Annotated in this window: 22 protein-coding genes; 9 read left to right on the forward strand and 13 right to left on the reverse strand. The window is 70.1% G+C overall.

What is annotated here, in order from left to right; all coding sequences use genetic code 11:
* Window positions 1–25: 25 nt before the first annotated feature.
* From QA861_RS03755 to QA861_RS03785, 7 genes are all read right to left on the reverse strand, one after another.
* On the reverse strand, window positions 26–1,057 hold the full coding sequence (locus QA861_RS03755; protein WP_334586748.1) for a LacI family DNA-binding transcriptional regulator: 1,032 nt from the start codon (window positions 1,055–1,057) through the stop codon (window positions 26–28).
* Between the two features lie 91 nt (window positions 1,058–1,148).
* A complete protein-coding gene (locus QA861_RS03760; protein WP_334586749.1) occupies window positions 1,149–2,573 on the reverse strand; it encodes a BNR repeat-containing protein in 1,425 nt (474 codons plus the stop codon).
* 49 nt (window positions 2,574–2,622) lie between these two features.
* Entirely contained in the window at window positions 2,623–2,943 is a 321-nt protein-coding gene (locus QA861_RS03765; protein WP_334586750.1) for an L-rhamnose mutarotase, read from the reverse strand.
* Window positions 2,944–2,960: 17 nt separating this feature from the next.
* The gene (gene rhaS, locus QA861_RS03770; RefSeq protein WP_334586751.1) at window positions 2,961–4,043 is read right to left on the reverse strand and encodes a rhamnose ABC transporter substrate-binding protein; all 1,083 of its coding nucleotides are present in this window, start codon (window positions 4,041–4,043) and stop codon (window positions 2,961–2,963) included.
* 99 nt (window positions 4,044–4,142) lie between these two features.
* The gene (locus QA861_RS03775; protein WP_334586752.1) at window positions 4,143–5,123 is read right to left on the reverse strand and encodes an ABC transporter permease; all 981 of its coding nucleotides are present in this window, start codon (window positions 5,121–5,123) and stop codon (window positions 4,143–4,145) included.
* Window positions 5,116–6,156: an ABC transporter permease gene (locus QA861_RS03780; protein WP_334586753.1), complete on the reverse strand. Its 1,041-nt coding sequence runs from the start codon at window positions 6,154–6,156 to the stop codon at window positions 5,116–5,118. The genes QA861_RS03775 and QA861_RS03780 overlap by 8 nt, the downstream gene beginning before the upstream one ends.
* The gene (locus QA861_RS03785; protein WP_334586754.1) at window positions 6,153–7,670 is read right to left on the reverse strand and encodes a sugar ABC transporter ATP-binding protein; all 1,518 of its coding nucleotides are present in this window, start codon (window positions 7,668–7,670) and stop codon (window positions 6,153–6,155) included. Before QA861_RS03785 ends, QA861_RS03780 begins: the two co-directional genes overlap by 4 nt.
* 286 nt (window positions 7,671–7,956) lie before the next feature.
* On the opposite strand from QA861_RS03785, the gene rhaI reads away from it, so the two are divergent.
* The 8 genes from rhaI to QA861_RS03825 all read left to right on the forward strand — a co-directional run bounded on the left by rhaI (window position 7,957) and on the right by QA861_RS03825 (window position 18,054).
* On the forward strand, window positions 7,957–9,117 hold the full coding sequence (gene rhaI / locus QA861_RS03790) for an L-rhamnose isomerase (protein ID WP_334586755.1): 1,161 nt from the start codon (window positions 7,957–7,959) through the stop codon (window positions 9,115–9,117).
* 119 nt (window positions 9,118–9,236) lie between these two features.
* Window positions 9,237–11,276, forward strand: coding sequence for a bifunctional aldolase/short-chain dehydrogenase (locus tag QA861_RS03795; protein ID WP_334586756.1), 2,040 nt, complete (start codon window positions 9,237–9,239; stop codon window positions 11,274–11,276).
* Window positions 11,273–12,724: a rhamnulokinase gene (locus QA861_RS03800; protein WP_334586757.1), complete on the forward strand. Its 1,452-nt coding sequence runs from the start codon at window positions 11,273–11,275 to the stop codon at window positions 12,722–12,724. The genes QA861_RS03795 and QA861_RS03800 overlap by 4 nt, the downstream gene beginning before the upstream one ends.
* Window positions 12,725–12,796: 72 nt before the next feature.
* Window positions 12,797–13,552 (forward strand): (Fe-S)-binding protein, encoded by a 756-nt coding sequence (locus QA861_RS03805; protein WP_334586758.1) that lies wholly within the window; start codon window positions 12,797–12,799, stop codon window positions 13,550–13,552.
* Entirely contained in the window at window positions 13,549–15,027 is a 1,479-nt protein-coding gene (locus QA861_RS03810; RefSeq protein WP_334586759.1) for a LutB/LldF family L-lactate oxidation iron-sulfur protein, read from the forward strand. Before QA861_RS03805 ends, QA861_RS03810 begins: the two co-directional genes overlap by 4 nt.
* Window positions 15,024–15,680 (forward strand): LutC/YkgG family protein, encoded by a 657-nt coding sequence (locus QA861_RS03815; RefSeq protein ID WP_334586760.1) that lies wholly within the window; start codon window positions 15,024–15,026, stop codon window positions 15,678–15,680. The genes QA861_RS03810 and QA861_RS03815 overlap by 4 nt, the downstream gene beginning before the upstream one ends.
* A gap of 140 nt (window positions 15,681–15,820) precedes the next feature.
* Entirely contained in the window at window positions 15,821–16,678 is an 858-nt protein-coding gene (locus QA861_RS03820) for an AAA family ATPase (protein ID WP_334586761.1), read from the forward strand.
* Complete coding sequence (locus QA861_RS03825; RefSeq protein ID WP_334586762.1) at window positions 16,675–18,054, forward strand: vWA domain-containing protein; 1,380 nt, start codon at window positions 16,675–16,677, stop codon at window positions 18,052–18,054. The genes QA861_RS03820 and QA861_RS03825 overlap by 4 nt, the downstream gene beginning before the upstream one ends.
* Before the next feature lie 22 nt (window positions 18,055–18,076).
* Here the strand turns inward: QA861_RS03825 and QA861_RS03830 are convergent, their stop codons facing one another.
* From QA861_RS03830 to QA861_RS03845, 4 genes are all read right to left on the reverse strand, one after another.
* Complete coding sequence (locus QA861_RS03830) at window positions 18,077–18,442, reverse strand: cupin domain-containing protein (RefSeq protein WP_334586763.1); 366 nt, start codon at window positions 18,440–18,442, stop codon at window positions 18,077–18,079.
* 98 nt (window positions 18,443–18,540) lie between these two features.
* Window positions 18,541–19,584 carry a ComEC/Rec2 family competence protein gene (locus QA861_RS03835; RefSeq protein WP_334586764.1) on the reverse strand — a complete coding sequence of 348 codons (1,044 nt, stop codon included), beginning with the start codon at window positions 19,582–19,584 and terminating at the stop codon, window positions 18,541–18,543.
* 28 nt (window positions 19,585–19,612) lie between these two features.
* Window positions 19,613–20,896 (reverse strand): hypothetical protein, encoded by a 1,284-nt coding sequence (locus tag QA861_RS03840; protein WP_334586765.1) that lies wholly within the window; start codon window positions 20,894–20,896, stop codon window positions 19,613–19,615.
* Window positions 20,893–22,098 carry a caspase family protein gene (locus tag QA861_RS03845; protein WP_334586766.1) on the reverse strand — a complete coding sequence of 402 codons (1,206 nt, stop codon included), beginning with the start codon at window positions 22,096–22,098 and terminating at the stop codon, window positions 20,893–20,895. Before QA861_RS03845 ends, QA861_RS03840 begins: the two co-directional genes overlap by 4 nt.
* 111 nt (window positions 22,099–22,209) lie before the next feature.
* Here QA861_RS03845 and QA861_RS03850 point away from each other — a divergent pair, with 111 nt between their 5' ends.
* Complete coding sequence (locus tag QA861_RS03850) at window positions 22,210–23,271, forward strand: T6SS phospholipase effector Tle1-like catalytic domain-containing protein (protein WP_334586767.1); 1,062 nt, start codon at window positions 22,210–22,212, stop codon at window positions 23,269–23,271.
* 41 nt (window positions 23,272–23,312) lie between these two features.
* Here the strand turns inward: QA861_RS03850 and QA861_RS03855 are convergent, their stop codons facing one another.
* Both QA861_RS03855 and QA861_RS03860 read right to left on the reverse strand, forming a co-directional pair.
* Complete coding sequence (locus tag QA861_RS03855) at window positions 23,313–23,978, reverse strand: response regulator transcription factor (RefSeq protein WP_334586768.1); 666 nt, start codon at window positions 23,976–23,978, stop codon at window positions 23,313–23,315.
* Window positions 23,975–25,264 carry a sensor histidine kinase gene (locus QA861_RS03860; protein ID WP_334586769.1) on the reverse strand — a complete coding sequence of 430 codons (1,290 nt, stop codon included), beginning with the start codon at window positions 25,262–25,264 and terminating at the stop codon, window positions 23,975–23,977. The genes QA861_RS03855 and QA861_RS03860 overlap by 4 nt, the downstream gene beginning before the upstream one ends.
* Window positions 25,265–25,330 lie beyond the last annotated feature (66 nt).

Genomic DNA, 25,330 nt, shown 5'->3' on the forward strand with positions numbered 1-25,330 from the left:
ACTGAATCCTCTACTGAACGACGACTCAGCGGGCCGACAGGCTGGAGCGCCGGACCACCAGCTCCGGCTGGAGCACGACCCTGCGGTGCGAGTGCCGCCTGGCGCCGGACTCCGCCTCCGTCTCGGTCTCCTCCAGGAGGAGTTCCGCGGCCAGGGCGCCCATCGTCACGGCGGGCTGACGTACGGAGGTGAGGGGGACGGCCGCGGCGGCGGCGAACTCGATGTCGTCGTAGCCGACGATCGCGAGGTCGTCGGGGACGCCGACACCGGCCGCGTACATGGCCTGCAGGACACCGAGGGCGAGCAGGTCGTTGGCGCAGAAGACGGCCGTCGGACGGTCGGCGAGGCCGAGGAGACGGGCGCCCGCGTCCCGGCCCGCGGCCACGTCGAGGCGCTCGGTGGGCAGCTCACGCAGGGCGGTGGGGCTGAGACCCGCCTCGGCGAGCGCGTTCAGGGCGCCCGTGCGGCGGTCGCGCACCTGGTTGAAGCCGGGCGGTCCGCTGACGTACGCGATGGAGCGGTGTCCGGCGTCGATGAGATGGCGTACGGCCAGTGCGCCGCCCGCCACGTCGTCCACGGACACCGAGCACTCGGTGGTGCCCTCGGCGACCCGGTCGACCAGGACGAACGGGATGCCGTGCCGGCGGAACGACTCGATGTTGCGGCCGGTCGCGTCGGCCGGGGTGAGCAGCACTCCGCGCACCCGCTGCTCGGCGAAGAGTGACAGGTAGTCGGCCTCCTCCCCGGCGCTCTGCGCGCTGTTGCAGACCATCACGCCGAGCCCGGCGTCGCGCGCGGCCCGCTCGGCACCGCGTGCCACGTCGACGAAGAAGGGGTTGCCCATGTCGAGGACGAGCAGCCCCATGATGCGGCTGCGCCCGGCGCGCAGCTGACGGGCCGACTCGCTGCGGACATAGCCGAGGCGGTCGATCGCGGACAGCACTCGCGCGCGGGTCTCGGTGGCGACCGAGTCCGGGCGGTTGATGACGTTCGAGACCGTGCCGACGGAGACTCCGGCGGCGCGTGCGACGTCCTTGATACCCACCGGCTGGGCCATCAGGCGGGGACCTCCAGGGAAACGAACGGTACCGGGCAGACCCTTACATTAGCGGCCTGCCCGGCTTTGACTAATCCGCTGATCATTCCGGTCACGCGGGCAGCCGGAAGTCGACGACATGGAGCGCCGAGGGGGTCGTACCGCTCGACTTCTCCTGGTAGAGGACGGACAGGACGTTGTCCTGGGCGATCCGCGTCTCGTCGATCACGACCTCACCGAAGGCGTTCAGACCGCTGCCGTCGAACAGCACCGTCCAGTCGGTGTACCCGGAGGACTTCGAGGCGCCGGCTATACGGCCGAACGGGAAGATCGCGTAGGCGTTGTCGTACTTGTCGAGGACCAGCTTGGTGCGCTGGCTGGAGTTCAGCGGGACCGGGATCTCGGTCTTCTGCCAGCTGCCGGCGGAGTTCTTGCGCAGGTGGAAGGCGCGGCCGTTGGCGGTGCGGTTGGCGACGTAGTTTGTGGTGCACTGGCCGAAGCGGCCGGGTACGTAGCTGATGATCGCGTGCGGCAGCCCGGCAGCGTCGGTGAACTGGCTCTCCTGGTTCATCAGGGAGTGGTCCGGGTTGAGCGCGTCGACCACCAGGCCGCTGTCCGTCACGGCGACCTTGTCGGAGCCGCCGGTGGTGCCGACGAGCGTGCCCGCGTTGTTGCGCCAGGTGCGGCCCCGGTCGTCGGAGTAGACGTAACCGGTGTCGTGGTTGGTGATGCCGCCGCTGTTGCACATGACGGCGCCGTTCTGCTCGCGCCAGGTGAAGAACGAGTGCAGGCGGCCGTTCTTGTCGTAGTCGATACCGTGCAGGTACATGTTGCGGACCGTCGACGAGCCGTGCTCGCTGGTGTACGTGCCGGTGGAGCTGGACCACTCGCCGAGGTTGGTCCAGGAGGTGCCGTCGTATTCGGCGATCGCGTTGCGGCCGTTGCCGGAGATGCCGACGCGGTAGCTGAGCTGGAGTTTGCCGTCGGGCAGCGAGACGAACTGCGGGTAGGTGAACTGCGTGGTGAGCGCGAGTCCGTCGAGTGTCGACTGGGGTGCGCCGAAACGGGCCGCGGTCCAGCTGAGCCCGGACGGGTTGTCCACGAGGCCGGCCACCGACTTGACGTAGGTGAAGCCGTCGCTGTGCGAGTCCATGTTGAGGTGGAGGCGGCCGTCGGTCTTGGAGACGCCCATGGAGATGACGTTGTGCGAGTCGCTCGACTTGAGGGTGTGTCCGACCTGGACCGTCGACCAGGTGGTGCCGCCGAGGACACGGCGACCGACGACGGCGTTCCTGTCGGCGGTGTACCAGACGGCGTACTGGTAGCCCTTGTAGGTCAGCAGGGCGTTCTTCTGGAACGAGTTGTTGTTGACCAGGCCGTCGTAGGACACGAAGAAGACGGCCTGTGAGTCGAGGGTGGTGTTGCCGGTCTGGGTGACCGAGGGGCCGGGGTCGGCGGCGCGGGCACTGCCGACGGCGAAGGCGGGGGTCACCACGGCGCCGGCGAGGGCGGCGCCCAGCAACGTTCGTCTTTTCATCTCGGGGACTCCGTTGTCTTGCGAGGTGAGAGGGGTGAAGCGGGGGTGATCAGGCGAGGTGGAAGACCTCGGTGAGGGGTTTCATGGCCTCGTCGGGGCGGGCGCCGTCCAGCGATTCGAAGAACGGCGCCATCTCCGTCTGCCAACGGGCGTTGATCTCGGCGGTTTCCATGCCGGCCTGGGCGGCGGCGAAGTCCTCGGTCTCCAAGTAGCCGACCAGCAGGCCGTCTTCGCGCAGGAAGAGCGAGTAGTTGTGCCAGCCGGTGGCCGAGAGCGCGTCGAGCATCTCGGGCCACACGGCGGCATGCCGCTCGCGGTACTCGTCGAGGCGGTCCGCCCGGACCTTCAGCAGAAAGCACACGCGTTGCATCAACAGCCCCCGGGGAATCAGAAGTTGAACTGGTCGATGTTGTCCTTGGTGAACACGGTCGGCTTGCCGAGGCTGATCACGCCGTCCTTGCCGATCGTGTACTCACCCATGTCGCCGGCCTTGAAGGTCTCGCCCTCCTTGCCGGTGATCTGACCCGAGGCCAGCGCGACGGCGGTGTACGCGGCCAGCGAGCCGAGCTTCGCCGGGTCCCACAGCTCGAAGCCCTCGACCGTGCCGTTCTTGACGTACTTGCGCATGTCGTTGGGGGTGCCGAGGCCGGTCAGCTTGACCTTGCCCTTGTACTTCGAGCCGGACAGGTACTGGGCGGCGGCCTTGATGCCGACAGTGGTCGGGGAGATGATCCCCTTCAGGTTCGGGTACTCCTGGAGGAGGCCCTGGGTCTGCTGGAAGGACTGCTGGGCGTCGTCGTTGCCGTACGCGACCTTGACCAGCTTGACGTCCTTGTACTTCGGGTCCGCCAGCTCCTTCTTCATGAAGTCGATCCAGACGTTCTGGTTCGTCGCGGTCTGCGCGGCGGACAGGATCGCGATCTCACCCTTGTAGCCGATCTGCTCGGCGAGCAGCTGCACCTCGGTACGGCCCAGGTCCTCGGCGCTGGCCTGCGAGACGAAGGCGTTGCGGCAGTCGGTCTTGGTGTCCGAGTCGTAGGTGACGACCTTGATGCCGTTCTTCATGGCCTGCTTGAGCGCGGTGCACAGGGCGCCCGGGTCCTGCGCGGACACGGCCATCGCGTCGACCTGCTGCTGGGTGAGGGTGTTGACGTACGACACCTGCCCGGAGGTGTCGGTGGCGCTGCTGGGGCCGACCTCCTTGAAGCTGGAGCCCAGCGTCTTCAGCGTGGCCTCGCCGCCCTTGTCGGCGGAGGTGAAGTACGGGTTGTTGACCGCCTTCGGCAGGAAGCCGACGGTCAGGCCCTTCTTGGTGGCCGCGTTCGGGTCGGCCTTGCCGGTCGCGGCGGCCGAGGCGCCCTCGTCCTTGACGTCGTTCTTGGTGGTACCGCCACAGGCGGTGAGCGCCAGAGCGAGCGAGGTGGCAGCGGCGAGAGCCGCGGAGGCCCGGCGGACAGAAGATCTACGCATGAGGGTTCCTTTTGAACAGAGGGTGAGTGAACGCGCCCGACAGGGGCGCGGGGAACTGCGCGACCAGCCACAACGGCCCCGCAGCGTTCGAACAACCTTCTACGTCAGCCTTTGCGAGGCCCGGGCCAGCGACACCTGCCGAGCGACCCGAGGTCCCAGCACGGAAAGCACCAGCAGAACGCCGGTCACAACAATCTGCGACTGAGCCGAGACATCCTGAAGGCTCATCACGTTCTGTAGCGCACCGAGCAGGAACACCCCTGCGATGGCGCCGCCCAACGTGCCCTTCCCCCCGTCGAAGTCGATGCCGCCAAGCAACACCGCGGCGATGACGGACAGTTCGAGCCCGGTGGCGTTGTCGTAGCGAGCGCTGGCGTAGTGCAGCGCCCAGAAGATCCCGGTGAGGGAGGCCGTGAGGCCGGTCACCATGAAGAGGATCAGCTTCTGCCGCTTGACCCGGATACCGGCGAAGCGGGCGGCCTCCTCACTCGCGCCGATCGCGAACAGCGAGCGGCCGAACGGGGTGGCGTGCAGCGCGACCACGGCGATCGCGAGCAGCACGAGGAAGGGGAACAGGGCGTACGGGATGAAGGTGTCGCCTATGCGTCCCGCCGCGAAGTCCAGGTACTGGGTGGGGAAGTCGGTCACCGCGTCGGAGCCGAGCACGATCTGTGCGATGCCCCGGTAGGCGGCCATGGTGCCGATGGTGACGGCGAGGGAGGGCAGCCCGAGCCGGGTGACGAGCGTGCCGTTGACGAGCCCGCAGACGACTCCGAGGAGCAGACAGATCGGGATGATCGCCTCGATCGTCAGGCCCTGGTTCCACAGGGCGCCCATCACCGCGCCGGAGAGGCCGGCGGTGGAGGCGACCGACAGATCGATCTCGCCGGAGACGACGAGAAGGGTCATGGGCAGCGCGATGAGCGCGATCGGGAGGGTGTTGCCGATCAGGAAGGACAGGTTGAGCCCGTTGCCGAACCCGTCCACGAACCCGAAGGACAGCAGGAGGACCACGACGAGGAGGGCGCCGACCACCGTGTCCCAGCGGATGGCGGCACGCGCGAACGACGAGTCAGCCATGGCGGGCGTTCCTCTTCTTCAGTGCGGACGCCACGCGCAGGGCGACGATCCGGTCGACCGCGATGGCGAGGATGAGCAGGATGCCGTTGATGGCCATGACCCACACCGAGCTGACGCCGAGGGCGGGCAGCACGCTGTTGATGGAGGTCAGCAGGAGCGCGCCGAGCGCCGCCCCGTAGACGCTGCCGGAGCCGCCGGTGAAGACGACACCGCCGACCACGACCGCGCTGACGACGGTGAGTTCGTACCCGTTGCCGGTGCTGGAGTCGACGTTGCCGAACCGCGCGAGGTAGAGCGCGCCGGCGAGTCCGGCGAGGGCTCCGCAGAAGGTGTACGCGGCGAGGATCCGCTTGCGCACGGGGATGCCGGCGAGCCGGGCGGCCTCGGGGTTGGAGCCGAGCGCGTACAGCTCACGGCCGCTGCCGAACTGCCTGAGGTAGTAGGCGGTGGCGACGAGTACGGCCAGCGCGATCAGCGCGAGATACGGGACCGCGGAGATGCCGCCGGAGCCGAAGTCGACGAATCCGTTGGGGAGGTCGGCCGCCGTGATCTGCCGGGAGCCGACCCAGATGGAGTCGATGCCGCGGATGATGTAGAGCGTGCCGAGGGTGACGACGAGAGCGGGTACCTGGCCGAAGCTGACGAGCAGCCCGTTGAGGAGCCCGAAGCCGATGCCGAGGAGGACGGCCAGGGCGATGGCCACGACGGGGTTTCCGCCGCCCTGGAGGTAGAGGCCCGCGGCGAAGGCGCTGATGCCGAGGGTGGAGCCGACCGACAGGTCGACGTTGCGGGTGATGACCACCAGCGACTGGCCGGTGGCGACCAGGACCAGGATCGTCGCGTTCAGCAGCAGGTCCTTGATGCCCTGCTCGGACAGGAACTCGCTGTTGCCGGCCTGGGTGATGGCGATCATCACCAGGAAGACCAGCAGGATGGCGAGTTCGCGCATCTTGAAGACGCGGTCCACCAGCCGGGTGCCGCTGGACTTGGGCACCTCTGCGGCGGGGGCGGGGTTGGGGGCGGTCACCGTCATGCGGCGGCCCTCCCGGTGGCTGCGGCCATCACCGTTTCCTCGGTTGCTTCGGAGCGCGGGATCTCGGCGGTGAGGCGGCCCTCGTGCATCACGAGCACACGGTCGGCCATACCGAGGATCTCGGGCAGGTCGGAGGAGATCATCAGAATGGCCACGCCGTCGGCGGCCAGCTCGCTGAGCAGGCGGTGCACCTCGGCCTTCGTACCGACGTCGATGCCCCTGGTGGGCTCGTCGACGATCAGCACCCGGGGGCCGGTGGCGAGCCACTTGGCCAGGACGACCTTCTGCTGGTTGCCGCCGGACAGCGTGTTGACGGTGTCGGCGATACGGGCGTACTTCACCTGGAGCTTGACGGCCCAGTCCAGAGAGCGGCTGCGCTCGGCGCCCCGGTCCATGAATCCGGCCCTCGCGGTCGTACGCAGACCGGTGAGGCCGATGTTCCGCTCGATGGACATGTCCATCACCAGGCCCTGGGCGCGCCGGTCCTCGGGGACGAGGGCTAGCCCGGCGGCCATGGCCGTGGAGGGTGCTCCGTTCGTCAGGACCGTGCCGTCCACCTCGACCTCGCCGGCGTCCCAGCGGTCGATGCCGAAGACGGCCCGGGCCACCTCGGTCCGGCCGGCGCCCACGAGTCCGGCGAGGCCCACGATCTCGCCGCGGCGCACATCGAAGGAGACGTCGGTGAAGACGCCCTCACGGGTCAGCCGGCGCACGCTGAGCGCGACCTCGCCGGCTTCCACGTCCTGTTTCGGATAGAGCTCGTCGAGATCGCGGCCGACCATCCGGCGTACGAGATCGTCCTCGGTCATGCCGTCGAGCGGCTCGCTGGCGATCCAGGCGCCGTCACGCAGTGTCGTCACCCGCTGGCAGATCTTGAAGATCTCCTCCAGCCGGTGCGAGATGAACAGCACGGCGGCTCCCTGTTCGCGCAGGGTGCGGACGACACCGAAGAGACGGGCGACCTCGCTGCCGGTGAGGGCGGCGGTCGGCTCGTCCATGATCAGGACGCGGGCGTCGAAGGAGAGCGCCTTGGCGATCTCGACGATCTGCTGGTCCGCGATGGACAGGCCGCGAGCGGGGCGGTCCGGGTCGAGTTCGACGCCGAGTCGCCGCATCAGGGCGGCGGTCGCCGCGTGGGTGGCCTTGTGGTCGATCCGGCCGAGGGCGCGCCGGGGCTGGCGGCCCATGAAGATGTTCTCGGCGATCGACAGGTCCGGGAAGAGCGTGGGCTCCTGGTAGATCACGGCGATACCCGCGTCGCGGGCGTCGCCGGGGCCGTGGAAGGCGACGGGGGCGCCGTCGAGCAGTACCTGGCCTGCGTCCGGTCGGTGCACCCCGGCGAGCGTCTTGATGAGGGTCGACTTGCCGGCGCCGTTCTCGCCGGCGAGTGCGTGCACTTCGCCGGGAAACAGTTCCAGGGAGACGTCCCGCAGGGCACGCACCGCACCGAAGGACTTCGAGATGTCCTTGAGTGCCAGCACAGGGGCCGGCCCCGGGTCGGACGGGTGGGTCATGAGGGCTCCTCGACGACGCCTGTGGGTCTGGCCTCACGACGTCGTGAAAGGTTTCAACTGGGTTGCCGGGACGTTAGGCATGGGAGCCATGTCGCGTCAATGGGTTCGTGTCGAAATTCTTTCGAAATCGAAGGTCACAGGCAAGTCACGGTAGGCCGAATCGGCCAGAGGACTTGACACCCCTCCAGGAGGCTCATAACTTCCCGTTCTGAATCGTTTCATCAGACCGTCGTTCCGCGTGCTGTTTCCCAGCAGTCGTCCGACCCGATGTCACAGGAGTCCTGAAGTGACCGAGCTCAGCGCGGTGAAGGCCGCTCTCAAGGCCCAGGCCATCGAAACGCCGTCGTGGGCGTACGGGAACTCGGGGACCCGTTTCAAGGTGTTCGCACAGCCCGGCGTCCCCCGCGACCCGTTCGAGAAGCTGGACGACGCCGCCCAGGTGCACGCGTTCACCGGTGTGGCCCCGACCGTCGCCATGCACATTCCGTGGGACAAGGTCGAGGACTACGCGGCCCTCGCCAAGTACGCCGAGGAGCGCGGCCTGAAGCTGGGCGCGATCAACTCGAACACCTTCCAGGACGACGACTACAAGCTGGGCAGCATCTGCCACCCGGACGCGGTGGTGCGGCGCAAGGCGCTCGGCCATCTGCTCGAATGCGTCGACATCATGGACGCCACCGGCTCCAAGGACCTGAAGCTGTGGTTCGCCGACGGGACCAACTATCCCGGTCAGGACGACATCCGCGAGCGGCAGGACCGGCTCTCCGAGGCGCTGGCCGCGGTGTACGAGCGGCTCGGCGACGACCAGCGGATGCTCCTCGAGTACAAGTTCTTCGAGCCGGCCTTCTACACGACCGACGTCCCGGACTGGGGCACGGCCTACGCGCACTGCCTCAAGCTCGGCCCGAAGGCGCAGGTCGTGGTCGACACCGGGCACCACGCGCCCGGCACCAACATCGAGTTCATCGTCGCCACGCTGCTGCGGGAGGGGAAGCTCGGCGCGTTCGACTTCAACTCGCGGTTCTACGCGGACGACGACCTGATGGTCGGCTCGGCGGACCCGTTCCAGCTGTTCCGGATCATGTACGAGGTGATCCGGGGCGGGGGGTTCGTGCCCGAGGTCGCGTTCATGCTGGACCAGTGTCACAACATCGAGGCGAAGATCCCGGCGATCATCCGGTCGGTGATGAATGTGCAGGAGGCGACGGCCAAGGCACTCCTTGTTGACGCGTCGGCGTTGGCTGCCGCTCAGCGGGGCGGAGATGTGCTGGCCGCCAACGCGGTGTTGATGGACGCGTACAACACGGATGTTCGGCCGTTGCTCGTTGAGGTTCGGGAGGAGATGGGGTTGGACGGCGACCCGATTGCCGCGTATGCCCGGTCTGGGTGGGCTTCGAAGATCACTGCGGAGCGGGTTGGTGGGGAACAAGCCGGTTGGGGGGCGTAACCGTCTGCCGGGTTCCGTTCGTCGCGGAGTGCCGGCCGCCCGTGGCTGGTCGCGCGGTTCCCCGCGCCCCTGAAAAAAGCATCCTGCCCCGCCCTTCTCCAGATAGGAACTGAAAGTTCATGGCTCTCCATCCCGAAGCCGCCGCTCTTCTCGCTCGGTCCCGTCGGCTTGGTGCTGACGCTCGGAACACGAACTACGCCGGGGGGAACACGTCCGCGAAAGGGACCGACATCGATCCCGTCACCGGGGGTGATGTCGAGCTGATGTGGGTGAAGGGGTCCGGGGGTGACCTGGGCACCCTGACCGAGGGTGGGCTGGCCGTGCTGCGGCTGGACCGGCTGCACGCGCTCAAGGGTGTGTATCCGGGGGTGGAGCGCGAGGACGAGATGGTCGCCGCGTTCGACTACTGCCTCCACGGCAAGGGTGGGGCGGCGCCGTCCATCGACACCGCGATGCACGGGCTCGTCGACGCCGCTCACGTGGACCATCTCCACCCCGACTCCGGTATCGCGCTCGCCTGCGCGGCCGACGGGGAGAAGCTGACCGCCGAGTGTTTCGGGGACAGCGTGGTGTGGGTGCCGTGGCGCCGCCCCGGGTTCCAGCTCGGCCTGGACATCGCCGCCGTGAAGGCCGCCAACCCGCAGGCTGTCGGATGCGTCCTCGGCGGACACGGCATCACCGCCTGGGGCGACACCGCCGAGGCGTGCGAGAAGAACTCGCTGCACATCATCCGTACCGCCGAGGCGTTCCTCGCCGAGCGCGGCAAGGCCGAGCCGTTCGGCCCGGTGATCGAGGGGTACGCGGCCCTCGCGCCCGGGGAGCGGCGTGAGCGGGCCGCCGCGCTCGCCCCGTACGTGCGGGCCATCGCCTCGCAGGACAAGCCGCAGGTCGGGCACTTCAGCGACGCTGACATCGTGCTGGACTTCGTGTCGCGCGCCGAGCACCCTCGCCTCGCCGCTCTCGGCACCTCCTGCCCGGACCACTTCCTGCGCACCAAGGTCAGGCCGCTGGTCCTCGACCTGCCGGCCTCCGCCCCCCTGGACGAAGCGATCGCACGCCTGAAGGAGCTGCACGCCGAGTACCGCGAGGAGTACGCCGCCTACTACGGGCGCCACGCCCTGCCCGACTCCCCCGCGATGCGTGGCGCCGACCCGGCGATCGTGCTGATCCCGGGCGTGGGCATGTTCAGCTTCGGCAAGGACAAGCAGACCGCCCGGGTGGCCGGCGAGTTCTACGTCAACGCGATCAACGTGATGCACGGGGCCGAGGCGGTCTCGACGTACGCGCCGATCGAGGAGTCGGAGAAGTTCCGGATCGAGTACTGGGCCCTTGAGGAGGCCAAGCTCCAGCGGATGCCCAAGCCGAAGGCGCTGGCCACGCGGGTCGCTCTGGTGACCGGCGCCGGCAGCGGGATCGGGAAGGCCATCGCCGAGCGGCTGGTCGCCGAGGGTGCCTGTGTCGTCGTCGCCGACCTCGACGCGGAGAACGCGGCGGCGGTGGCCGAGGAGCTCGGTGGGCCTGACAAGGCTGTCGCCGTCACCGTGGACGTGACGTCCGAGGAGCAGATCGCCGAGGCGTTCCGGGCCGCCCTGCTGGCCTTCGGCGGGGTGGACCTCGTCGTCAACAACGCGGGGATCTCCATCTCCAAGCCCCTGCTGGAGACCTCGGCGCGGGACTGGGACCTGCAGCACGACATCATGGCGCGTGGTTCGTTCCTCGTCTCGCGTGAGGCGGCACGGGTGATGATCGCGCAGGAGCTGGGCGGCGACATCATCTACATCGCCTCCAAGAACGCCGTCTTCGCCGGACCGAACAACATCGCCTACTCCGCGACCAAGGCCGACCAGGCGCACCAGGTGCGGCTGCTCGCCGCCGAGCTGGGCGAGCACGGCATCCGGGTCAACGGCATCAACCCCGACGGCGTGGTGCGCGGCTCCGGGATCTTCGCCGGCGGGTGGGGTGCGCAGCGCGCGGCCACGTACGGCATCGAGGAGGAGAAGCTCGGCGAGTTCTACGCCCAGCGGACCATCCTCAAGCGCGAGGTGCTGCCCGCGCACGTCGCCAACGCCGTGTTCGCCCTGACCGGCGGCGAGCTCACGCACACCACCGGGCTGCACGTCCCGGTCGACGCCGGCGTCGCCGCCGCCTTCCTGCGATGACCCAGACCGTCAAGTCGTACGCCGCGGTCGACCTCGGCGCGTCCAGTGGGCGCGTCATGGTCGGCCGGGTCGGGCCCGACACGCTGGAGCTGACCGAGGCGCACCGGTTCGTGAACCGGCCCGTGCGGGTGCCCGAGGGGCTGCGCTGGGATGTTCTGGCGCTGTACGGGGGTGTCCTCGACGGGCTGCGGGCGGCAGGGCAGGTCGACTCCGTCGGCATCGACAGCTGGGCCGTGGACTACGGGCTGCTGGATGCCGACGGCGCCCTGCTGGGCAACCCGGTGCACTACCGCGACGCCCGCACCGAGGGCGTCGCGGAGAAGGTGTGGGCGACCGTCCCGGCCACCGAGCTGTACGCGGCGACGGGATTGCAGTACGCGCCCTTCAACACCCTCTACCAGCTGACGGCGGCCCGTGGCACTCGCCAACTGGCCGCCGCCCAGCGGCTGTTGCTCATCCCCGACCTGCTGACGTACTGGCTGACGGGCGAGGCCGGCACCGAGCTGACCAACGCCTCCACCACCCAGCTGATCGATCCCCGGACGCGCGACTGGGCCCATGACATCGCGCGGAAACTGGACATCGACCTCGGGCTGTTCGCGCCGCTGCGCCGGCCCGGTGATCCGGCGGGCGTGCTGCGGGCCGAGGTGCTGGAGGAGACCGGGCTCAGCGGGCCGGTGCCGGTGACCACGGTCGGGTCGCACGACACCGCCTCCGCGGTGGCGGCCGTGCCTGCCGTGGACGAGCGGTTCGCCTACATCTGCACCGGCACCTGGTCGCTGGCCGGTCTGGAGCTGGAGGCGCCCGTCCTCTCCGAGGAGAGCCGGGCCGCCAACTTCACCAACGAGCTGGGGCTCGACGGCACGGTCCGCTTTCTGCGCAACATCATGGGACTGTGGCTGCTCCAGGAGTGCGTACGAGCCTGGGGGAACCCCGACCTGGGCGTGCTGCTGCGGGAAGCGGCCGAGGCGCCGGGGCTGCGGTCCGTGGTGGACGCGGGAGACTCGGCGTTCCTGGCGCCCGGGCGGATGCCGGAGCGGATCGCCGACGCCTGCCGGGCCTCCGGGCAGCCGGTGCCCGGGACCCCCGGCGAGATCACCCGCTGCATCCTCGACTCCCTCGCCCTCGCCCATCGGCGGGCGGTGGCGGACGCCCAGCGGCTCGCCGGGCACTCGGTCGACGCCGTGCACATCGTCGGAGGCGGGACGCGCAACGCGCTGCTGTGCCAGCTCACCGCAGATGCCTGCGGGCTGCCGGTGGTGGCGGGCCCGGCCGAGGCCGCCGCGCTCGGCAACGTCCTCGTCCAGGCGAGGGCCCACGGTCTCGTGGGCGACCGCAGGGACATGCGCCGGCTGCTCGCCCGTACCCAGCCACTGACCCGCTACGAGCCGTCCGGCGACCCGGCAGCCTGGCGTGCGGCCCAGGCCCGACTCGCCGACGTCCGGTGAGACGGGGATTCCCCCACCGCGCGACCTCCACGTACTCTGCACTCATCCGATGATCGATCGATAGGAGCCGCGATGCGTGTCGCCTTGTTCCTTACCTGTGTCAACGACACGCTGTATCCGGACACGGGCCGCGCCGTGGTGAAACTGCTGACCAGGCTGGGTGTCGAGGTCGACTTCCCGATGGCGCAGACCTGCTGCGGGCAGGCGCACTACAACACCGGCTACCGGCACGAGGCCGAGCCGCTGGCCCGGCATTTCTCCGATGTATTCGGTGGGTACGAGGCGATCGTCACGCCTTCCGGTTCGTGCGGCGCGATGGTGCGGGAGCTGTATCCGCGGCTGGGTGAGCGGGCCCGGGCCGAAGGGCGCGGGGACGGTCTCGCGGCCACGCTGGCGCCGGTGGTCCCGAAGACGTTCGAGCTGACGGAGTTCCTGGTGGATGTGCTGGGGGTGACGGACGTGGGCGCCTACTACCCGCACACCGTCACCTACCACCCGACCTGCCACGGGCTGCGCGGCCTCGGACTGGCCGACCGGCCGCTCAGGCTGCTCCAGGCCGTCAAGGGGCTGGAGCTGCGCGAGCTGCCCGGCGCCGACGAGTGCTGTGGCTTCGGCGGCACGTTCGCGCTGAAGAACTCCGATGTCTCGGCGGCGATGGGCACGGACAAGGTGCGCAACGCCGAGTCGACGGGGGCGGAGGTGCTGTGCGCCGCCGACAACTCGTGCCTCATGCACATCGGCGGGACCATGACCAGGCTGAGCACCGGAATGCGGCCGGTGCACATCGCGGAGATTTTGGCGAGCACGGAAGAGGAGCCCCTGGTATGAGCGGGACGTATCTCGGGATGCCGGCCTTCCCCAAGGCGGCCCACGAGGCGGTGGGCAACCAGACCCTGCGCGCCAATCTGCGGCACGCCACCCACACGATCCGCGGCAAACGGGCGAAGGCCGTCGCCGAGGTGTCCGACTGGGCGGAGCTGCGGGAGGCGGGCAAGCGGATCAAGGACCACACGCTCCGTCATCTCGACCGCTATCTCGTCCAGTTGGAGGAGTCGGTCACGGCGGCCGGCGGTGTCGTGCACTGGGCCGCCGACGCGGACGAGGCCAACCGGATCGTCATCGACCTGGTGCGGATGACCGGTGAGTCGGAGGTCGTCAAGGTCAAGTCGATGGCCACGCAGGAGATCGGGCTGAACGAGGCCCTGGAGGCCGAGGGCATCCACGCCTACGAGACCGATCTCGCCGAACTGATCGTGCAGTTGGGCAAGGACCGCCCCTCGCACATCCTCGTCCCGGCGATCCACCGCAACCGGGGCGAGATCCGGGACATCTTCCGCAGGGAGATGAGCGAGTGGGGGCGCCCGGCCCCCGAGGGCCTCACCGACACCCCCGCCGAACTGGCCGAAGCGGCGCGGCTGCACCTCCGAGAAAAATTCCTGCGCGCCAAGGTGGGCGTCTCCGGCGCCAACTTCATGGTCGCCGAGACCGGCACCCTGGTCGTGGTCGAGTCCGAGGGCAACGGACGGATGTGCCTGACCCTGCCCGAGACGCTCATCTCGGTCGTCGGCATCGAGAAGATCGTGCCGACCTGGCAGGACCTGGAGGTCTTCCTCCAGACACTCCCCCGCTCCTCGACCGCCGAGCGCATGAACCCGTACACCTCCACCTGGACCGGTACGACGGACGGGGACGGACCCCAGACCTTCCATCTGGTCCTGATCGACAACGGCCGCACCGACACCCTCGCCGACGAGGTCGGCCGCCAGGCCCTGCGCTGCATCCGCTGCTCGGCCTGTCTGAACGTGTGCCCGGTGTACGAGCGGGCCGGCGGTCACGCCTACGGCTCCGTCTATCCGGGCCCGATCGGCGCCATCCTCAGCCCTCAACTCCGGGGCACCGAGAGCGAGATCGACGCCTCACTCCCGTACGCCTCCTCGCTGTGCGGGGCCTGCTACGAGGTGTGCCCGGTCGCCATCGACATCCCCGAGGTGCTGGTGCATCTGCGCGAGCGCGTCGTCCAGGGCGGGCCTGCCACCCGGGAGGGCACCAAGGTGGTGTTGAAACCCGCGAAGGGGCATGCCGCCGAGCGGGCCGCGATGCGCGCCGCCCGCTGGGCGTTCAGCCACCCCGGGGCCCTGCGCACCGGCCAGCGCCTCGCCTCCCGCACCCGCCGCTTCCACCCCCGCACCCTGCCCGGGCCCGGCAGGGCCTGGAGCGACACCCGTGACCTGCCGGCCGTACCGGCGGAGCCGTTCCGCGACTGGTGGCAGCGCACCCACGGCGGAAAGGACACCACGAAGTGAACAGCCGCGAGCTGATCCTGGGCCGGGTGCGCCGCGCACTCGCGGACGTGCCCCGCGACGACCCGCCGTACGACCAGGCCGTCGACCGCGACTACCTGCGCGAACACGGAAACCTCGGCGTCGAGGAGACGGTCGGACTGCTCGCCGAGAACCTGGCGGACTACCGAGCGATCGTGCACCGCTGTACCGACGACGAGCTTCCCGCGCTGCTCGCCGGGATACTGTCCGCGCACGGCTCGGCATCGGTGGTCGTACCGCCGGGGCTCCCGCCCGCGTGGCTGTCGGCCGCGGACATCACCCGGGTCGAGGACCGTGCGGAGAGCACCGCGTACGACCTGGACGAGGTCGACAGCGTCGTCACGGCGTGCGCCCTGGCCATTGCCGAGACCGGCACCATCGTCCTGGACGGCGGTCTGGACCAGGGGCGCCGCCGGATCACCCTGGTGCCCGACCACCACATCTGTGTCGTCCGGGTCCCCGACCAGGTCGTCTCCTCGGTCCCCCAGGCTTTCGAACGCCTGGACCCGGCACGGGCGTTGACCTGGATCTCCGGGCCGTCCGCGACCAGTGACATCGAGCTCGACCGGGTCGAGGGGGTGCACGGTCCACGCACCCTGGAGGTGGTGCTGGTGAGCGGTGCCGGCCTGGCGTGAGCGGGCTTGAGGGGCCGGGCGCTTCCGCGTCAGGCCCCGGCGGTGGAGGGCCGTCGCGCGGATTCATGGGTGACAAGGGCGGTGAACAAGCGCTTAGATAGTGACCAGGAACCCGTTTCACGCCCGTGCTGGAGGCCCCGTTGTTCACTTCCGTCGACGACGTCTCCGCGCGCCTGGCCGAGACCGGGTATCTGGCCTCTCCCGCTGTCGCCACCACGGTCTTCCTGGCCGACCGTCTCGGCAAACCGCTCCTGGTGGAGGGCCCGGCCGGCGTCGGCAAGACCGAGCTGGCCAAGGCCGTCGCCGAGATCGCCGGCGCCGAGCTGATCCGCCTCCAGTGCTACGAGGGCGTCGACGAGTCCAGGGCGCTGTACGAGTGGAACCACGCCAAGCAACTCCTGCGCATCAGCGCCGGCCGCGACGAGACATGGGACGCGGCACGCACGGACATCTTCAGCGAGGAGTTCCTGCTCCCCCGGCCCCTGTTGACCGCCATTCGCGGCGACGGCCCCAAGGTGCTGCTGATCGACGAGACCGACAAGGCGGACGTCGAGGTGGAGGGCCTGCTCCTGGAGGTGCTCTCCGACTTCCAGGTCACCGTCCCCGAGTTGGGCACGATCACCGCGACCCGCCGGCCCTTCGTCGTCCTCACCTCGAACGCCACCCGCGAGCTGTCCGAGGCTCTGCGCCGCCGCTGTCTCTTCCTCCACATCGATTTCCCGGACGCCGAGTTGGAGCGCCGTATCGTACGGCTGAAGGTGCCGGAGCTCGACGCGGCGCTGGCCGAGTCGGTGGTGCGGGTCGTGGGCGCGCTGCGCGCGATGGACCTGCGGAAGGTGCCGTCGGTCGCCGAGACCATCGACTGGGCGCGCACCCTGCTGGCACTGGGGGCGGACACGCTCGACGAGACGGTCGTACGGGACAGTCTGGGCGTTCTCCTCAAGCACCAGGACGACGTCCTCAAGGCGAACGCCAAGTTGGACCTGGACACGATGTGAACCCGCCGTCGGCCCACGCCGGTTCGGGTGCCGATGTCGCCGAACGGCTCACAGGGCTGGTCGGGGCGCTGCGTTCGCACGGTGTCCGGATCGGTACCGGGGAGACCGTGGACGCGGCGCAGGCGGTGGCCGTACTCGGCTTCGCGGACCGGGAGTCGCTGCGCGAAGGACTGGCCGCGACCCTGCTGCACGGCACGGGCCAACGCCCGGTGTTCGACCCGGTCTTCGACCTGTACTTTCCCCGGGGTGTCGGGGGACCCGGCACCGGACCCGCCGAGCGTGACGAACTGCGCGACCGGCTCGCCGCCGCGCTGGCCGCCAACGACCAGGCACTGATGGCCCGGCTGGCCGCCGAGGCGGTCGACGGTTTCGGCGGCTACGGCTCCTCGCCGGGATCGGACGGCTGGTCGTCGTACCAGACGCTGGACCGGATCCGGCCGCAGACGCTGCTGGCCCGGGTGCGGGCGAGCCTGCGGGAGGGTGGCGGGGAGGCGGGGTTCGCGGACCGGCTGCTCGACGACGAGATCCGGCGGCGGATCGAGGAGTTCCGGCGGCTGGTCGGCGCGGAGGCGCGGCGCCGGGTCGCCGAGCGGCGCGGCCGGGACGAGATCGCCCGGCGGGCGGTGGCACCGACCGCCGACCGGGTCGACTTCCTGCTCGCCGGGCGCACCCAACTGGCCGAGCTGCGCAGGACGGTTCAGCCCCTCGCGCGCAGACTGGCCACCCGGCTGGCGGCCCGCCGCCGCAAGGCCGCGCGCGGCTCGATCGACCTGCGGCGCACCGTGCGCGCGTCACTGTCGACGGGCGGGGTGCCGATGCGGCCCGTACTGCGCAAGCGCCGGCCCGCCCGGCCCGAACTGGTGCTGCTGTGCGATGTGTCGGGCTCGGTGGCCGGCTTCTCCGACTTCACGATGCTGCTGGTGCAGGCGCTGCACGACCAGTTCAGCAAGGTCCGGGTGTTCGCCTTCGTCAACCGGGTCGACGAGGTGACCGGCCTGCTCGTCCACGGCGCAGCCGACGCCGAGGGGCTGGGCGCCCGTATCCGCGCGGAGGCGACCCTGACGGGCTGGCACGGCAGCAGCGACTACGGCATGGCCCTGGGTGAGTTCACGGAGCGGTACGCCGACGCGGTCGGCCCCCGGACGACGGTGTTCGTGCTCGGTGACGCCCGGACGAACATGAGCGACCCGAATCTGCCCGCGGTACGGCAGCTGGCCGAACGGGCCCGGCGCGTCTACTGGTTGAACCCGGAAGGGCGGAGCCAGTGGGGCACGGGCGACTCGGCGGCGCCCGCATACGCCGAGCTGGTGGAGATGCGTGAGTGCCGCAACGCCCGCCAACTCGGCGCGCTGATCACCCGGTTGCTCCCGGTGTGACGGCGACCGCGGCTGCTGGGCGTCAGCTTCCCGATGTCTTCGCGTACTCCTGTGCCATGCCTCCCGCGAAGTCGTGGACGATGACCTGTTCGTCGCCGACGACCCACGCGTCGTGCCCGGGCGGGCACACGAAGACGTCGCCGGGGCCCACTTCGCCCTCGCCGCCGTCATCCATGCGGATGCCCATCCGGCCCTGGACGACATAGCCGTTGTGGTGGATCTCGCAGCTCTTCGTGCCCGCGAGGGGCCCTACCGACTCGGACCAGCGCCAGCCCGGTTCGAAGGTCGCCACCGCGAAGTCGAGGCCGGTCATGTGGACGGCTTCGAGGTGTCCTCGGGGGAAGTCGCGCCGCTCGTCCGGCTTCTCGACCGTCTTGATCTCCAGCATGTCTGCTGCCTCCCATCCCCCGCCATGGCTGTCGGACCCCCACTTGTCTCCATCGTCCGCCTGTCAAGCCGGGGCCGCCATCCGAGGGACCCGCGGTGTCAGAGTTCGAAGGTCACGAAGCCGTCCGCCGCGTCCGGTTCCGGTGCTGTCACCGTGTAGCCGAATCGGTCTCTGAGGGAGGCGACGTCCCAGAGCGCGGCACGCTCGCGGTAGTTGAAGACGATCTCCTTGCGGGCTCCGCCGTGCTGGAGGATCCGGGACATGGCGATGTCGTCGGGGTGGTTGTGCCGGGCGCCGCTGGTGGAGATCAGATAGCGGTCGCAGTCGAGGAGGCCGAGCAGCTCGTTGGAGAGGTTGTGGCCGCTGCCGTGGTGGGCGACCTTCAGGACGTCGACGTGGAGCCGTCCGCCCGCCGCCTCGGCCCTGGGGCGTATCGACTCGACGAGCCGGTGGTCGTCCGCGTCGCCGGTGAGGATGATCCGCCGGTCCTGGAACTCGAAGAGCAGTCCGATGCTGGTGACGTTCGTCGGTGAGGTGTCCGCCTTGAACGGCGTCGCGGCGAGCCGCTCCACGTCCACGGCGCCGCCGAAGTGCTCGAAGCCGGTGACGACGCGCGGCTCGTCGGGGTCGCGGCCCGGGATCAGCCCGTGGGCGGCGCACTCCTTCACCCATACGGGGGCCAGCTTCTCCAGCTGCTTCCGGTCGGGCGAGAGCACCTCCATCGTGGACCCGTCCTCGAACCACCCGAGCGGCCGCCCGACCTCCGCACCACGGCCGCCGAACGCGTCGTTCCAGGGCACCTTGCCCGTCAGCAGCGCGCTGGTGAGCTTCTCGCCGTCCTGCGCGCCGAACCCCTCGGTGTCGAGGAGGTGGTCGAAGCCGTTGAACCACGCGTCGCCGATCTCCACCGACCGCTCAGGGTCGCCGAGGAGGGCGAGCACTCCGAGGATGTGGTCCTGATCGACATGCGTGACGACGAGGAGGTCCACCAGCCCGTCGAGCCCGGCGAGAACGGGTTTGATCAGCGGATACGTGCCCGCGCGTCCGCCGTCGACGAGGATCCGCCGGACGAAGGTGTCGTCGCCGTATTCCAGGAGCAGACAGTCGCCGTCCTCGCCGGGCAGCATCGTGAACCGGATCATCGCGGCCTCTCTCGTCGGGTCTCTCGCGCTACTCGGGCACCCCTCGCAGTCCGACGATCACGAACGGTTCGCGCATGTCCACGCGGTAGGACAGCAGGCGGGCCTGGTCGAGGCGGGTGGCGCACGCCGGGTCGTCGGGGAACTCGGAGAGGCCGTGGATGAGGCGGCTCAGGCCCAGGGTGAAGACCGGGACGCCTCGGTCGTAGGCCTCGACGAGCGCGTCCCGCGCCGCGCTCAGCTCGGTCTCGGTGTGGGCCCGGCGCAGATGGCGCATGCCCCACAGCAGCGAGCCGTCGCTCAGCCAGGGGAACTCGCGGCGCAGATGGTCGAGCCAGTCGTCCCAGCGGTGCCGCCGCTCGGTGAGCTCGCTGCCGACCAGGATGTAGGCGCCGGCCACCGCGGCGAGGGGGTTCTCCATCTTGGCGTAGAGCATGTCCTCGGCGTCCTTGACCAGCGCCGCGGCCGTGCCGAAGGCGCCCCGGGTCATGTAGGCGAGGGCGGGCCCCACCCGGCTGTCGCGGACGGTGACGGAGACGGTGCTGCCGGTCGGGCTCTGGCGTTCGTTGACCATGACCTCGATCTGCGCGTTCCCCCAGGGTGCGGGCAGGGTGACGACGTACTCGGCGCCGGTCAGCGAGACGACCAGGAACTGCCGTCGGCCCGTGGGTCCCTGGAGGGCGGGCTCGCCCTGTTCGTCGACCGGGCCGTGCGGGCCGAAGCGGTAGAGGCGGGCGGCGGCGTCGCCCAGGTCGAGGCTGGGCACGGTGTGCGGCGCCGAGTGGGCCAGGCCGAGGGCGATCGGTTCCGGCGAGGCGGCGTCGGTCAGGGCGAGCATCCTGGGGAAGTGCCAGCTGTCGGGCTTCGGATCGCCGACCCAGACGGCGCTGCCGGGTGCCACCACCCCGCGCGTCGCCCACACCCCGGAACGCGAGCCCTGGGACCGGGGCTCCTCGATCGTCTCGTCGTCGTGATACTCGCCGTACGCCTCGATGTTGCCCATGAGGTACTGCCAGGAGTGCGACTCGTAGGGCGAGGGCGCGGTGCGCAGCGTCACATGGGTGTCCTTGCCCTCGCTCACCTCCGCGTCCTTGGAGAGCACGATGCCGGAGGGCAGTGTGGCGGAGACGAGATAGCGCCCGGGATCGACCTCGTAGCGGGCCGCAGGCGCGGAGGTCCCGCAGGGGAAGAGGACGTCCCGGTGGGCGCTGCCGGTACCGCCGGCCGGGTAGATGTCGCCGACGACCTTCGCGCCATAGGGCAGGTCGGACTCGTGGAGGCTCAGCGCCACGGACACCCGCAGTCCGGTGCTCATGACGGCTTCCCCAGCTGCACGCGCCGGAACACCGGACGCACGGTGACCGGTTTGGTCCGCACCTCGTGGTCGCCGAGATGTGCCTCGAAGACGTAGTTGCCGAAGCCGAGTTCGATGGCCCATTCGCACTCGGGGTCGTCCGTGTCGATGTCGCCGGCCGCCCGGCGCAGCCGTTCCCGGCCGTCCTGTCCGTCCTCCCGGCACACGAACTCGGCCTCGGCGTTGTCCTCGGCCGGGTCGCAGCCGACGTACACCGGGACGACCGGGGTGCCGGCCAGTTGGTGGAGGACGAAGACGGGCAGTTCGCCGACCGAGGGGACCTGGACGTTCGCGACGGGTCCGGCGAAGCTCGGCTGGTGCATGAAGTGGTCGATCGCCGTGAGGAGTTGGGAGGTGTTGACCTGCCAGTCGCCCTCGGGGTCGTCGCTCGCGGCCCCGGCGAGGCTCTTCAGCAGGGCCTCCGTGAACAGGCTGACCTCGTCGGTCCGGCCGTACGAGCTGTCGCCGGCCAGGGTGGCGTAGTAGGGGATGTGGAAGCGCCGGGGCAGGTCCAGCGGGCGCGCGCCGGCGCCCAGCGGGGTGCAGCCGGCGAACCGGGTGCCCGAACTGTCGATCAGTACATCGGAGTTGGCCCGGCAGGCGTCCACGAAGAACACCTGCTGGCCGGCCTTGCACCGCTTGAGGCCGTTCATGAGGCCGGCGAAGTCCAGTGCTCCGTTGAGGGGGTTGTGGTGGTCGGCGAAGACGTCGGCGGCGAGCAGCGCCATGTCCTCGCCCTGGGAGACGCCGTGTCCGCAGAAGTAGAAGAGGAGCCGGTTGTCGACGTGGCTGTCGCCGCGGTCGTACCAGTCGCCGACCGCGGTGACGATGTTGCCGATGGTGGCGTCGTCGACCTCGTGGTCGGTCCGGGTACGGGGGTCGGTGAACGGCGTCGGGTGCTCCTCGCTGAGCAGCAGGGCCACGCTGCCGAGCGGGCGTTCGGGGTCGTTGTACTCGGCGAGCAGCCAGGTGGCGAAGGCGCGGGCCGACACCGGGGGCGAGCTGAGCTGGTGCATCCCGTCGGAGTCGGCGACCGGTGACTCACCGCCGTCGAGGTGCGGGTACTTGCCGACTCCGACGACCAGCGCATGAGTGCGAGGCGGGCCGACCGCGGTTTCGTCGGCTGCGGCCACATCTTCGAGATAGATCACTGAACCGGCCATGGATCCTCCGGAACACCACCGCTCCCGAGCATGCCCATTGGCATCATTTCTCCTACTATATTTCGTAACACCCTGTATGTCCTGGCATACGTCAGTGAAGGTGAGGCCGCCATGGCCAGGAACCTCGTCATCTGCCTGGACGGCACGGGCAATCAGCTGAAGGCGAAGGGCAACACCAACGTCGTACGGCTCTACGAGATGCTGGACCTCTCCGACCCCGTCCGGCAGATCGCGTACTACGACCCAGGGGTCGGCACGTTCTCGTCGGCGGGCGCCTGGACGGCTGTGGGCCGTCGGCTGTCGAAGCTCTTCGGGCTCGCCTTCGGTTCCGGGATCAGGGTCAACCTCGCGGAGGCGTACACGTATCTGATGCGGCACTACGAACCCGGCGACCACGTCTACGTGTTCGGCTTCAGCCGGGGCGCGTACACGGCGCGTGCGCTCACCGGCATGCTCAAGGCGGTCGGTCTGCTGCGGCCCGGGCTGGAGAACCTCGTCCCGTACGCCGTGTCGGTCTACGCCAGGAACAAGACCTTCACCGCCGACGACTGGGCTCAACTCCACCATTTCGCGGGCACGTTCAGCATCAAGGTGGAGGCCAGGACCGGTATCCCCGTCGAGTACCTGGGCATCTGGGACTCCGTGAAGGCGGCCGGCATCCTGCGCTGGAACCTGCGCTGGCCGCACACCCGGCAGGTCCCCAACGCCCTCCGGGTCCGGCACGCCGTCTCCATCGACGAGAAGCGCACGCCCTACCGCGAGTACCTGGTCACCCCGGGCGAGCAGCCGGCCCTGCCGGACGGGGTCGAACAGGTGTGGTTCGCGGGAGTCCACTCGGACGTCGGCGGCACCTTCGAGGACGACCACCATCTCGCCACCATCGCCCTGAAGTGGGTCGTGGACGGCGCCCTGGCCGCCGACGGCAGGGGCCTCCTGCTGAAGCCCGGGTCATACCGGCGCCAGGTGCCGGTCGGCCCCACGTACGCGCTGGGCAAGGTGCACCGGATGGGCTGGATCTGGGCCCTGTTGACCTACCGGCACCGCCGGCTGCCCCCACACGCCTGGGTGCACGCGAGCGTCCGCGCCCGCGTCGGCGAGCTGCCGGACTACGGTTCCCGCATCCCGAAGACCGCCGCCTGGGCGGACGAGGACTGGCTCACCGCCCGGGGCTGACGCCTGAGCGATCTCCGGAGACCCCCCAACCCCTCCCCCGTTCAGGTCAGTTCGAGCACACCCCGGCGTACGGCCTCCGAGACCGCCGCCGCCCTGTTGTCGACCTTGAGCTTGCGGTAGATACGTACGAGATGCGTCTTGACCGTGGCCTCGCTGAGGAACAGCGCCGCCGCGATGGCCCGGTTGCTGAGCCCCTCGGCCATCAGCCGTACGACCTCGATCTCGCGTCCGCTCAACTCGTGCTCCGGGCTGACCACTTGGCCGACGAGTTCGCCCACGATCTCCGATGCCAGCCCCAGCGCCCCGGCGGCGGCCCCGCGCACCGCCCGGAACAGCTCCTCGGGCGGGCCCGCCTTGAGCACGTAACCCCGGGCGCCCGCCTCCAACGCCCTTACGACATCGGCCCGTCCGGCATAGCTGGTCAGCATCACCACCGCCACACCGGGCGCTTCGGCGGCGAGCCGCCGGATCGCCTCGACCCCGTCGATCCCGTGCCCCGGGCTCCCGAAGCGAAGGTCCATCAGCGCGACGTCGGGGAGCATCCGGGCGACCAGCCCGACAGCCTCCTCACCGCTGCCGGCCTCGGCGATCACATCGAGGTCGGGTTCGCCCTCCAGGAGCGCGCGCAGACCGGCCCGTACGACGGCGTGGTCGTCCGCGATCACGACGCGCAGCGGCCCGGCTGGGCCCGGCGGTGCCGCGGTCATCGGACGGTCGCCGCGGGGACCGGCACGGCGGGGGCGGCGGACCCGGCGGTGTGCTGCTGCGGCCGGGGCCGCGCGCGGACGGTGGCCCGGATCCGGGTGCCCCGGCCCGGCGTGCCGCTGACGTCCAGGTCACCGCCGTACTCGAGCAGCCTGGCCCGCGCCGCGGGCAGCCCGAAACCCCGACCCGGGGCCGGTGACGTACGGGCGAAGACCTCGGCGGGGTCGAATCCGACGCCGTCGTCGCTGACCTCCAGCTCCACCTGGTCCGGCCGCCGCCGGCTGAGGGTGACCTGCACGTTCACCGCGTGGGCGTGTTCGCGGACGTTCGCCAGTGTGCTCTGCGCGATGCGGAACAGGGTGGTCGCGGCGTGTTCGTCGAGAACGGCCTGGGGGTCGCCCACCGACCGGAACCGGACCCTGGCCGCGGTCCCGTCGGCCTGGGAGCGGGCGCACAGGACGCGCAGCGCGCCCTCGATGCCGGTCTCGGCGACGGAGGAGGGGGTGAGGTCCCGGATCATACGGCGGGTCTCGGTGAGGTTGGTGCCGAGGCCGTCGGCGACAGCGCGGACACGTGTACGTGCCGCGTCGGGGCGCTCGTCCCAGTCGCGTTCGGCGGCCTGGAGCAGCATCAGCCCGCCGGCGAGTTCCTGGGCGAGGGTGTCGTGCAGATCGCGGGCGATCCTGGTCCGCTCCGCCAGTACGCCCGCGTGGCGCTGCTGCCTGGCGACGAGTTCCCGCGTGTCACGCAGTTCCTCGACGAGAAGGCGGCGCGCCTCGGCGTCCCGTTGCTGGACGCGGTAGAGGGCGACGGTGCCCCAGACGGCCGCCACGGGCACCAGCACGGCCTCGGTCGCGAGCCGGCCGTCGGCCCCGGCCAGCGCCGTGACGAGGACCAGGGTGATCACGGCGAGCGCCAGGGTCGCGGCCCGGCGGCCGAGCACGCGCTGCGCGGCGCACGCCAACGGCAGGGCACACCACACGAAGGCGGCGGTCAGCTCGGCCGGGACGAGGACGAGGAGGAGCCCCCACAGGGTGAGGAGAAGCGGAATCCAGGTCGCCCGCCCGACCGCCCCGAGCCGGTCCCACGCCGTCACTCCGCCCGTGTAGACGAGCGCGAGCAGCCCGCTGACCGTCGCGATGTACCAGCACAACTCGCTGTTGATCTCGGCGAGTTGAAACAGCGCGGAGGCCACGATGACGAAGAACGCCAGATGTGGGACGTGTTCCAGGGCGAGCCGACGACCACGAACCGTCAGCGGCGAACGGACGGGAACGCGGTCGGGCACGGCTGATCCCCTTGGGCAGACTGATCCGGTCGAAAGGACCCCGAGTCTATCCACCGCCTGTATGAC

It is taken from the genome of Streptomyces sp. B21-083 (genome assembly GCF_036898825.1).
Taxonomy (GTDB): Bacteria; Actinomycetota; Actinomycetes; order Streptomycetales; family Streptomycetaceae; genus Streptomyces.

Excerpts from the sequence above, each read along its gene's own strand:
- QA861_RS03795 (WP_334586756.1), top strand. The coding sequence starts at position 9,237 with ATGGCTCTCCATCCCGAAGCCGCCGCTCTTCTCGCTCGGTCCCGTCGG.
- QA861_RS03780 (WP_334586753.1), bottom strand. The coding sequence starts at position 6,156 with ATGACGGTGACCGCCCCCAACCCCGCCCCCGCCGCAGAGGTGCCCAAG.
- QA861_RS03850 (WP_334586767.1), top strand. The coding sequence starts at position 22,210 with ATGGCCAGGAACCTCGTCATCTGCCTGGACGGCACGGGCAATCAGCTG.
- QA861_RS03830 (WP_334586763.1), bottom strand. The coding sequence starts at position 18,442 with ATGCTGGAGATCAAGACGGTCGAGAAGCCGGACGAGCGGCGCGACTTC.
- QA861_RS03855 (WP_334586768.1), bottom strand. The coding sequence starts at position 23,978 with ATGACCGCGGCACCGCCGGGCCCAGCCGGGCCGCTGCGCGTCGTGATC.
- QA861_RS03775 (WP_334586752.1), bottom strand. The coding sequence starts at position 5,123 with ATGGCTGACTCGTCGTTCGCGCGTGCCGCCATCCGCTGGGACACGGTG.
- QA861_RS03755 (WP_334586748.1), bottom strand. The coding sequence starts at position 1,057 with ATGGCCCAGCCGGTGGGTATCAAGGACGTCGCACGCGCCGCCGGAGTC.
- QA861_RS03840 (WP_334586765.1), bottom strand. The coding sequence starts at position 20,896 with ATGAGCACCGGACTGCGGGTGTCCGTGGCGCTGAGCCTCCACGAGTCC.
- QA861_RS03805 (WP_334586758.1), top strand. The coding sequence starts at position 12,797 with ATGCGTGTCGCCTTGTTCCTTACCTGTGTCAACGACACGCTGTATCCG.
- QA861_RS03760 (WP_334586749.1), bottom strand. The coding sequence starts at position 2,573 with ATGAAAAGACGAACGTTGCTGGGCGCCGCCCTCGCCGGCGCCGTGGTG.
- QA861_RS03785 (WP_334586754.1), bottom strand. The coding sequence starts at position 7,670 with ATGACCCACCCGTCCGACCCGGGGCCGGCCCCTGTGCTGGCACTCAAG.
- QA861_RS03800 (WP_334586757.1), top strand. The coding sequence starts at position 11,273 with ATGACCCAGACCGTCAAGTCGTACGCCGCGGTCGACCTCGGCGCGTCC.
- QA861_RS03765 (WP_334586750.1), bottom strand. The coding sequence starts at position 2,943 with ATGCAACGCGTGTGCTTTCTGCTGAAGGTCCGGGCGGACCGCCTCGAC.
- QA861_RS03810 (WP_334586759.1), top strand. The coding sequence starts at position 13,549 with ATGAGCGGGACGTATCTCGGGATGCCGGCCTTCCCCAAGGCGGCCCAC.
- rhaS (WP_334586751.1), bottom strand. The coding sequence starts at position 4,043 with ATGCGTAGATCTTCTGTCCGCCGGGCCTCCGCGGCTCTCGCCGCTGCC.
- QA861_RS03835 (WP_334586764.1), bottom strand. The coding sequence starts at position 19,584 with ATGATCCGGTTCACGATGCTGCCCGGCGAGGACGGCGACTGTCTGCTC.
- QA861_RS03845 (WP_334586766.1), bottom strand. The coding sequence starts at position 22,098 with ATGGCCGGTTCAGTGATCTATCTCGAAGATGTGGCCGCAGCCGACGAA.